At 69.4% G+C, this 9058-nt stretch carries 8 protein-coding genes and 1 pseudogene; 7 read left to right on the forward strand and 2 right to left on the reverse strand.

The genetic code is table 11. The features are described 5' to 3' along the window. From DQP58_RS24565 to DQP58_RS24580, 4 genes and pseudogenes are all read left to right on the forward strand, one after another. Nucleotides 1–290, forward strand: a pseudogene (locus DQP58_RS24565) (type II secretion system F family protein); the annotation flags it as partial. Between the two features lie 18 nt (nt 291–308). Continuing rightward, a complete protein-coding gene (locus DQP58_RS24570; protein WP_066867734.1) occupies nt 309–509 on the forward strand; it encodes a DUF4244 domain-containing protein in 201 nt (66 codons plus the stop codon). Next, complete coding sequence (locus DQP58_RS24575; RefSeq protein WP_205869536.1) at nt 506–835, forward strand: TadE family type IV pilus minor pilin; 330 nt, start codon at nt 506–508, stop codon at nt 833–835. Before DQP58_RS24570 ends, DQP58_RS24575 begins: the two co-directional genes overlap by 4 nt. Next, a complete protein-coding gene (locus DQP58_RS24580) occupies nt 795–1169 on the forward strand; it encodes an Rv3654c family TadE-like protein (RefSeq protein WP_112710722.1) in 375 nt (124 codons plus the stop codon). Before DQP58_RS24575 ends, DQP58_RS24580 begins: the two co-directional genes overlap by 41 nt. On the opposite strand, the gene DQP58_RS24585 is transcribed toward DQP58_RS24580, so the two are convergent. Continuing rightward, nucleotides 1166–2203, reverse strand: coding sequence for a PAS domain-containing protein (locus DQP58_RS24585; RefSeq protein ID WP_112710723.1), 1038 nt, complete (start codon nt 2201–2203; stop codon nt 1166–1168). The genes DQP58_RS24580 and DQP58_RS24585 overlap by 4 nt on opposite strands. 69 nt (nt 2204–2272) lie before the next feature. After that, nucleotides 2273–4636: a DEAD/DEAH box helicase gene (locus DQP58_RS24590; protein WP_112710724.1), complete on the reverse strand. Its 2364-nt coding sequence runs from the start codon at nt 4634–4636 to the stop codon at nt 2273–2275. 284 nt (nt 4637–4920) lie between these two features. Here DQP58_RS24590 and cspA point away from each other — a divergent pair, with 284 nt between their 5' ends. The 3 genes from cspA to topA all read left to right on the forward strand — a co-directional run bounded on the left by cspA (nt 4921) and on the right by topA (nt 8918). Next, nucleotides 4921–5124, forward strand: coding sequence for a cold shock protein CspA (gene cspA / locus DQP58_RS24595; RefSeq protein ID WP_007166602.1), 204 nt, complete (start codon nt 4921–4923; stop codon nt 5122–5124). Between the two features lie 165 nt (nt 5125–5289). After that, complete coding sequence (locus DQP58_RS24600; RefSeq protein WP_112710725.1) at nt 5290–5889, forward strand: hypothetical protein; 600 nt, start codon at nt 5290–5292, stop codon at nt 5887–5889. Between the two features lie 203 nt (nt 5890–6092). Beyond that, nucleotides 6093–8918: a type I DNA topoisomerase gene (topA, locus tag DQP58_RS24605; protein WP_112710726.1), complete on the forward strand. Its 2826-nt coding sequence runs from the start codon at nt 6093–6095 to the stop codon at nt 8916–8918. The last annotated feature ends 140 nt before the right edge of the window (nt 8919–9058 follow it).

Consider the following 9058-nt stretch of genomic DNA (forward strand, 5'->3'; position numbering starts at 1 on the left):
GGTCGGTTCCGTCCGACGCGCAGGATGCGACCGACCCGCAGATCGATGCGCTTTTGCGGTTGGCCCGGCGTTCGGCGTCCTCGGGTGCGGCGCTGGCCGGTGGCGTCGCCGAGTTGGCCGAGGACTCGCGCCACGACGCCACGCACGCGGCGAGCGCGGCCGCCGAGCGGGCCGGCGTACTGATCGCCGGACCGTTGGGCCTGTGCTTTTTGCCGGCGTTCGTCTGCCTGGGCATCGTTCCGGTGGTGGCTGGTCTGGCCGGTCAGGTTCTGCAATCGGGTCTGCTATGAAAAGAGAGGAAGTCATTGATACTCAACCTGTTTCGCGAAATCTCCGCGCGGCTGGCCGTGCTGGCCGCCGACGAGTCGGGCATGTCGACGGTCGAATATGCCATCGGCACCATCGCGGCGGCCGCCTTCGGCGCCGTGCTGTACACCGTCGTCACCGGCGATTCCATCGTCTCGGCGCTGACCAACATCATCGGTCGCGCGCTCAACACCAAGGTCTGACCGGAAGTGCCGGTGCCAGCACGGTCGAGGCGGCACTGGGCATCGCCGCCCTGGTTGTGGTGCTGGTGCTGTGCCTGGCCGGTGTCACAGCGGTGTCGATGCAGGTTCGTTGCATCGACGCCGCCCGTGAAGCGGCCCGGCTGGCGGCCCGCGGCGACGAACGCTCCGCCGTGGCCGCCGCGCGCCATCTCGCGCCGGGCGGCGCGCGAGTGGACCTGCGCCGCGACGGGCAATTCCTGGTGGCCACGGTCGTCGCGCATTCGAAGGTGTTGCCCGCCATCGACATTGCGGCCAGCGCGGTTTCGGCGGCCGAGCCTTCGCGGTGATCGAGGCTCGGCGACGCTGGTCGCGGCCTGGATGATCGTGGCGTTGCTGACGGCGACCGGCGCCGGTGTGTACCTGGGCTCGGCGGTGGTGGCTCGCCACCGCGCGCAGGCGGTGGCCGACCTGGCCGCCTTGGCCGCGGCGGCAAGGCTGAGCTCGGGAGCGGACACGGCGTGCGCGGGCGCCACCGTGGTGGCCCACCGGATGCGGGTCGACGACATCGGCTGTGTGGTCGACGGTCTCGATGTCGTCGTCACGGCGCGGGTGGCGGTCACCTTCGGCGGCGCGGCCAAGGCCGCCGCACGGGCGGGGCCCGCGGCCGGGGTATCCGATTAGGGCGCGGCGTCCGGCGTCGGCGACAATCCCGCGGAGGCCAGCTCGTCGTCGGTGGGCAGGCGCAGGGAGACCAGTCCGGCGTAGGTATCCGGTTCCAGTTCCACCCGGTTGACGGTGACGTGCACCGGCACCCAATCCCCGTTGTGCCCGGGCATCCGCAACACCCGGCTGGTGGCCCCGCCGCTGAATTCCCTTGTCATGGTGGACATCAGGTCCTGGTCGTCGGGGTGCACCCGGGGCTTACCCGTCTCGCTGCTGCGCCAGTCGTAGAAGGTGCAGGGCTCGTCGAGCCATTTCAGCAGCGACCAGGTGTTGAGGTCGATCAGCGCGCGGTGCACCCCGGCCTGGGCCAGGCCGCTGAGGATTCGCTGGGCGAGATCGTCGGTCGACACCTCCGGGCCCTTGAGTTCGGATTGCCAGTTGATGGCCCGCGCCACCAGATGCTCCCGGCCGTCGGGCCCCGGTTCCAGAACCGTGCGCGCGACAAAACCGATCCGAATCGACTCTCCCCGCCAGTCGGTGAGATCCCATGTGCTGCAAAGGGTTTGGTCCGGCTTGGCTTTGACCGCCATGGCCAGGACTTTGGTTTCGTTCGGGTTGAGTTCCCGCGACGGCAGGTCCTCGGCGAACGCCCTGCCGAAGGTGACCTCGACCTCGGGGTTCTTGCCGCTGTTGATCAGCGATTCGCGGGTATCGGTGGCCACGCCGAGCGTCAGGTCCCATTTCAACGGCCCCGGGACCGGCCGCTCGGGTGGTTCGGCGTCGGCTGGGCCGGTCCAGACATGCACGCCGTGGATGAATCCGTCCGACATCACCACCGGTTCGGTGCGAATGATGCGGTCTCGCTTGGGCGTGATGCTGGTCAGCGCCTGGCCGGTCTGCACCGACTCGGCGATCGCGGTGCGCACCGCGGCCAGATAGGGACTTCGACGCAGGAACGTGGTGATGGGGACGAGATTCTTCAGTTGGCGGCCCTGCGCCACAACGGTGGGATCACCCCCGAGTGTCTCCACGAGCAACCAGTCGTGGGCCATGCGGCCGATTTTACGGTGAGGGCATGGGTCCGCGGGAGTGCGGGCTTCGCCACATCACCCGGGCGGCGGTCACCCGCCGGGCTCGGCCTTCCGTGGCCCCCGCGCCAGTTGCGCGAGAACCAGCTTCAGCACCAGCACGGCGCCCGCCTTGTCGAGGGGGTCGTTGCCGTTGCCGCACTTGGGGGACTGCACACACGACGGGCATCCGCGGGGGCACTCGCACGCCTCGATGGCGGCGGCCGTTGCGCCCAGCCAGGTGCGGGCCTGGCGAAAGCCCCGTTCGGCGAAACCCGCGCCGCCGGGATAGCCGTCGTAGACGAAGACGCTGGGCAGGCCGAGGGGATCGGGCCCGACGGCCGTGGACAGGCCGCCGATGTCGCCGCGATCGCAACTGGCCACCAGCGGCAGCAACCCGATCGCCGCGTGTTCGGCGGCGTGCAAGGCGCCCGGGATCCGGAGCGCCTCAATGCCCTTGCGCTGCAACGCATCTTCGGTGATGGTGTACATCGCCGCCATGGTGGCCAAGGTGTGCTCCGGCATGTCGAGTTCGATGAAGTCGATCACCTCCCCGGAGAGCCGGCGGCGCAGGTACCCCACCACCTGGTGGGTGACGCGCACCGGCACCAGGCCCAATGTGACCGGCCCGAACGTCAGGCGCTCGCCCGTGCCGGTGACGGCGATGTCGGTGATCTCCCGCGCGTACGTCGCGTAACCGGGGTCCTCGGCGTGCACGAACGCGATGCCTTCCTCGGTGTCCAGCGAGTCGACCACGTAGCTGTCGCCCTGGTGCAGGTACACCGCGCCGGGGTGGACGGCGGCCGGCGCCTGCCCCGCGTCGGCGCTGCCCAGCAACCTTCCGGTGTCTGCCTCCAGGATGACGATCTGGCCGCCCGCCGAGCCCCGGATGTCCACCGCGCCATGCGGTTCCAGGCCGGGCACCGGAAAGTACTTTCCGCCGCGCCGCCGCAGCAGCCCGTCATCGACCAGGCCGTCGGCCACCTCGGTGGCGCCGAGGGTGCGCACCTCGGCCTCGTCCAGCGGCAGTTCGGTTGCCGCGCACAGCAGCTGCGGACCCAGGATGTACGGATTGCCCGGGTCGATCACGACCCGTTCGACCGGCTTGTCCAGCAGCGCCGCGGGGTTGTGCACCAGGTAGGTATCCAGCGGATCGTCCCGGGCGACGAGCACCACCAGCGCGCCCTGGCCGCGCCGCCCGGACCGGCCGGCCTGCTGCCAGAACGACGCAACCGTGCCGGGGAAACCGGCCAGCACCACCGCGTCGAGGCCGGCGATGTCCACGCCCAGCTCCAGCGCGTTGGTGGTGGCCAGCCCCCGCAGCCGGCCCTCGGCCAGCGCGCGCTCCAACGCGGTGCGGTCCTCGGCAAGGTAGCCGGCCCGATACGACGCGACCGTGCGGGACAGCTCCGGAGCGATGTTATCCAGCCTCGCCTGCGCGCCGAGCGCGGTCAGTTCCGCTGCGCGGCGGGACCGCACGAACGTCAGCGTCTGAGCGCCCTCGGCGATCAGGTCGGCCATCACCCGCGCCGCCTCGGCACCAGCGGACCGACGCACCGGCGCCCCGTTCTCGCCGGTCAGGTCGGCCCGCAGCGCGGGCTCCCACAACGCCACGGTCCGGGCGCCCTGCGGTGACCCGTCCTCGGTGACCTCCTGCACCGGCAGCCCGATCAGCTCGGCGGCCGTCGCGCCCGGCGAATCCGTTGTGGCGCTGGCGAAGATGAAAGTCGGCTGGGATTCAGGACGAGCCGAATAGCGGGCGCACAACCGCAGCAGGCGGCGCAGCACCATCGCCACGTTCGAGCCGAATACCCCACGGTAGTAGTGGCATTCGTCGACCACCACGAACCGTAGGCCACGCAGCAGGACGGCCCAGCGGGCGTGGTTGCGCAAGATCGACAAGTGGATCATGTCGGGGTTGGAGAACAACCACCGCGAGCGTTCCCGCGCGAAGCGGCGGACCTCGGTCGGGCTGTCACCGTCGTACGCGGTGGGGGCTACCCCGAAACCGGGATCCCGCAACCGCGGAACCGCGGCCGTCAGCGCGTGCGCGGCGCGCAATTGGTCGTGGCCCAACGCTTTTGTCGGTGACAGGTAGAGCACCCGGGCGCGCGGATCGGTCGCCAGCGCGTTGAGCACCGGAAGCTGGTAGGCCAGCGATTTTCCCGAGGCGGTACCGGTGCTGAGCACGACGTGGCGGCCCGAGTACGCGAGGTCGGCGGCCGCGAACTGATGCGACCACGGTGATTTGATCCCGCGCTCGGCGAACGCGGCGATGACGTCGGACTCGGCCCAGTCCGGCCAATCGTGCGGCCGGCCGCTGCGCGGCGGCAGTTCGGCGACGTGACGCAGCGGATGCTCGTCGGCCGCGGTTCCGGCGAGTGCGGCGGCCAGCAGGTCGCTGCCGAAACTCGCCATCTCACTTCCTCCGGGATCCGATTGTGAAATCGGCCTTCGAATCGGCCTTCGAATCGGCGGATGACACAAGTCTGTCGCCGACGCGATGAACATGGTTGACTATTTGCGGTCGCAGCTTCTGTGTTCGTGTCAAACTTTCGCAGGATCGACGTTGCGGCCGCGGTTCCTGCGAGGTTAATCGGTCGGGTGAAGTTCCGGCGACTCAGCGAGGTATGGCGGTCGTACCAGGCCCGGGGCATCGAAAAGCGATGCCCCGCACCCAGAAGAAAAGGAAAGATCGAGAGATGCCACAGGGAACTGTGAAGTGGTTCAATGCGGAGAAGGGCTTCGGGTTCATCGCCCCTGAAGACGGTTCCGCGGATGTGTTTGTCCACTACACGGAGATCCAGGGTTCGGGCTTCCGCACCCTCGAAGAGAACCAAAAGGTCGAGTTCGAGATCGGCCATAGCCCTAAGGGCCCCCAGGCCACCGGAGTCCGCTCCGTCTAAACGAGAGCAGACCTGAACGGATCCCCCCGTGCAGACCCGCCCAGCGGGTTCAGCCGGGGGGTTTCCTCTCTTACCGCGGCAACCAGGCGTGCATGCCTGTCGACGCCCCACGGCGCGCCGGTTGCCTCAAGACGCGGGCGGGCCCCCTGGCCTACTGTCGGTGGCGTGAGCCAGCTTTCCTTCTTTACAGCGGAGTCGGTGCCGCCTGCGGTCGCCGATCTTTCCGGGGTGCTGGCGGCGTCCGGGCAGATCGTCACCGTCGGTGCCACCGGTGAAAACGCCGTTGCGGGTGCTCGGCTGTCGGTGGTCGTGGACCAGCCCTGGCGGGCCTCGGGGCTGGCCGAGATGATCCGGGAGGCGGGCCTGGTCGCCGAGATCGGCCGTACCGACGAGGACACCCCGTTGGTGCGCACCGCCGTGGACCCCTCGCTGAGCACGCTGGCCGCCGAATGGACGCGCGGGGCGGTCAAGACCGTGCCGCCGCGCTGGTTGCCCGGGCCGCGCGAGCTGCGGGCGTGGACGCTGGCGGCCGGAAACCCGGAGGGCGAGCATTACCTGCTGGCATTGGACCCGCACGCGCCGGACACGCACTCGCCGCTGGCGTCGGCGTTGATGCGCGTGGGGATCGCGCCCACCCTGATCGGCACCCGCGGCGGGCGCCCGGCGTTGCGGATCAGCGGACGCCGCAGGCTATCGCGCCTGGTAGAAAACGTGGGGGAACCGCCCGAGGGCGCCGACGCGTCCGCCCGCTGGCCGCGCGTCTAGCCGGCGGACGACGGTCGAAATTCCGCCGTTTTCCCGAAGGTCAGTTTGCGCAGGCCCGCCCAAGGGTGCGAAATTGTCAGGTGCCGCAGGGCGAAGGAACGGTCGCGTACCTGAATTTCACCGGAATTTTCGATGCCGACCTGTCATTCTTCCTGCAGGTGGTCTCGCAGGGGGGACCAATCACGGATGGAGCGTAAGGGCAGTTGGCTGACCCGAAACTAAAGGACACCGGTAGCGGCGGGAATGGCAGCCGCCGGCGACTCGTGATTGTCGAGTCGCCCACCAAGGCGCGCAAACTGGCCGGCTACCTGGGCTCCAGGTACATCGTCGAGTCCTCGCGCGGCCACATCCGCGACCTGCCCCGGGCCGCCGCCGACGTGCCGGCGAAGTTCAAGTCGGAGCCCTGGGCCCGTCTCGGGGTCAACGTCGACGCGGACTTCGAACCGCTGTACATCATCAGCCCCGAGAAGAAGAGCACGGTCACCGAACTCAAGGGCCTGCTCAAGGAAGTCGACGAGCTCTACCTGGCCACGGATGGTGACCGCGAGGGCGAAGCCATCGCCTGGCACCTGCTGGAAACCCTCAAGCCGAACATCCCGGTCAAGCGGATGGTGTTCCACGAGATCACCGAGCCGGCCATCCTCGAGGCCGCCGAAAACCCACGCGACCTGGACATCGATCTGGTCGACGCGCAGGAAACCCGGCGCATCCTGGACCGGCTGTACGGCTACGAGGTCAGCCCCGTGCTGTGGAAGAAGGTCGCGCCCAAGCTGTCGGCGGGCCGGGTCCAGTCGGTGGCGACCCGGATCATCGTGCAGCGCGAACGCGACCGCATGGCGTTCCGCAGCGCCTCCTACTGGGACATCGTCGCCCAGCTGGACGCGAGCGTGTCCGACCCGCAGGCCTCGCCGCCCACCTTCACCGCCCGCCTGACCGGCGTCGACGGCCTGCGCGTGGCCTCTGGCCGCGACTTCGACTCGCTGGGTCAGCTGCGCAAGGCCGACGAGGTGACCGTTCTCGACGAGGCTAGCGCCACGCAGCTGGCCGCGGGCCTGCGCGGCGCGCAGCTCAACGTCGCCTCGGTGGAGGAGAAGCCCTATACGCGGCGCCCCTACGCGCCGTTCATGACCTCGACGCTGCAGCAGGAGGCCGGCCGCAAGTTGCGGTTCTCCTCCGAGCGCACCATGAGCATCGCCCAGCGGCTCTACGAAAACGGCTACATCACCTATATGCGTACCGACTCCACCACGCTCTCGGAGTCCGCGATCAACGCCGCCCGCACCCAGGCCCGCCAGCTCTACGGCGCGGAATACGTGTCCCCGTCGCCGCGGCAGTACACGCGCAAGGTCAAGAACGCGCAGGAGGCGCACGAGGCGATCCGCCCCGCGGGTGAGACGTTCGCGACCCCGGACGCGGTGCGCCGCGAGCTCGACGGCGACGAATTCCGCATCTACGAGCTGATCTGGCAGCGCACGGTCGCCTCGCAGATGGCCGACGCCCGCGGCACCACGCTGAGCCTGCGGATCAACGGTCAGTCGGCGGGCCGCGACGTCACGTTCTCGGCCAGCGGTCGCACCATCACCTTCGCGGGTTTCCTGAAGGCCTACGTGGAGACGGTGGACGAATTGGCCGGCGGCGAGGCCGACGACGCCGAGAGCCGGCTGCCGCAGCTGACCAAGGGCCAGCGGCTGGACGCCATCGAACTCACCCCCGACGGCCACGCCACCAATCCCCCGGCGCGTTACACCGAGGCGTCACTGGTCAAGGCGCTCGAAGAGCTGGGCATCGGCCGCCCGTCGACGTACTCGTCGATCATCAAGACCATCCAGGACCGCGGCTACGTGCACAAGAAGGGGAGCGCCCTGGTGCCGTCCTGGGTGGCGTTCGCCGTAACCGGTTTGCTGGAACAGCATTTCGGCCGCCTGGTCGATTACGACTTCACCGCGGCGATGGAAGACGAGCTCGACGCGATCGCCTCGGGGCAGGAGCGACGCACCGACTGGCTCAACAACTTCTACTTCGGCGGCGAGCACGGGGTGGCCGACTCGGTGGCCCGCTCCGGTGGCCTGAAGAAGCTCGTCGGCGTCAACCTGGAGGGCATCGATGCCCGAGAAGTCAACTCCATCAAGCTCTTTGACGACGAACAGGGCCGGCCGGTCTACGTCCGGGTGGGCAAGAACGGGCCCTACCTGGAACGCATGGTGGCCGGTGACCCCGATGATCCCAGCGGCGAACTCAAGCCGCAGCGGGCCAACCTCAACGACTCGTTGACCCCCGACGAGTTGACGCTGGAGGTGGCCGAGCAGCTGTTCGCCACGCCGCAGGAGGGCCGCGTGCTGGGGGTGGACCCGGAAACGGGGCACGAGATCGTCGCCAAGGACGGCCGGTACGGCCCTTACGTTTCCGAGATCCTGCCGGAGCCGCCGCACGGCGACGATGACGGCAGCGCCGCGCCGGCCAAGAAGGGCAAGAAGCCGACCGGTCCCAAGCCCCGCACCGGTTCGCTGCTGCGCTCGATGGACCTGCAGACGGTCACGCTCGAGGACGCGCTGCGGCTGCTGTCGCTGCCGCGGGTGGTCGGTGTGGACCCCGCCACCGGCGAGGAGATCACCGCGCAGAACGGCCGGTACGGCCCATACCTCAAGCGCGGCACCGATTCTCGCTCGCTAGCGACCGAGGAGCAGATGTTCGACATCACCCTCGAGGAAGCGCTGAAGATCTACGCCGAGCCCAAGCGCCGCGGCCGGCAGGGTGCCGCCGCGCCGCCGCTGCGTGAGCTGGGCGTCGATCCGGCGACGGGCAAGCCGATGGTGATCAAGGACGGCCGGTTCGGTCCGTACGTCACCGACGGTGAGACGAACGCGAGCCTGCGCAAGGGTGACGACGTCGCCTCGATCACCGACGAGCGCGCCGCCGAACTGCTGGCCGATCGCCGGGCTCGTGGCCCCGCCAAGCGTCCGGCCAAGAAGACGACCCGCAAGGCGCCAGCGAAGAAGGCGCCGGCGAAGAAGGCCGCCAAGCGCAGCTGAGCCCGGCTCGGGCTCTCAGTAGCCCGGGCCGATGGCCTCGCCGGACATCTCCTCGGTCCGAGGCCGGGTGGGCGCGGGGTCGGCCGTTCCGGCCAGGTGCACCCTGGGATCACGCCTTGCGGCGCTGCCCAAGCCGAAGC

Origin of the sequence: Mycobacterium colombiense (assembly GCF_003284975.1) — a bacterium.
GTDB classification, from domain to species: domain Bacteria; phylum Actinomycetota; class Actinomycetes; order Mycobacteriales; family Mycobacteriaceae; genus Mycobacterium; species Mycobacterium europaeum_A.

What these genes read in the sequence shown, in the direction of transcription:
- DQP58_RS24585 (WP_112710723.1), bottom strand. Translation starts at nt 2,203, where the DNA reads ATGGCCCACGACTGGTTGCTCGTGGAGACACTCGGGGGTGATCCCACC.
- DQP58_RS24590 (WP_112710724.1), bottom strand. Translation starts at nt 4,636, where the DNA reads ATGGCGAGTTTCGGCAGCGACCTGCTGGCCGCCGCACTCGCCGGAACC.
- cspA (WP_007166602.1), top strand. Translation starts at nt 4,921, where the DNA reads ATGCCACAGGGAACTGTGAAGTGGTTCAATGCGGAGAAGGGCTTCGGG.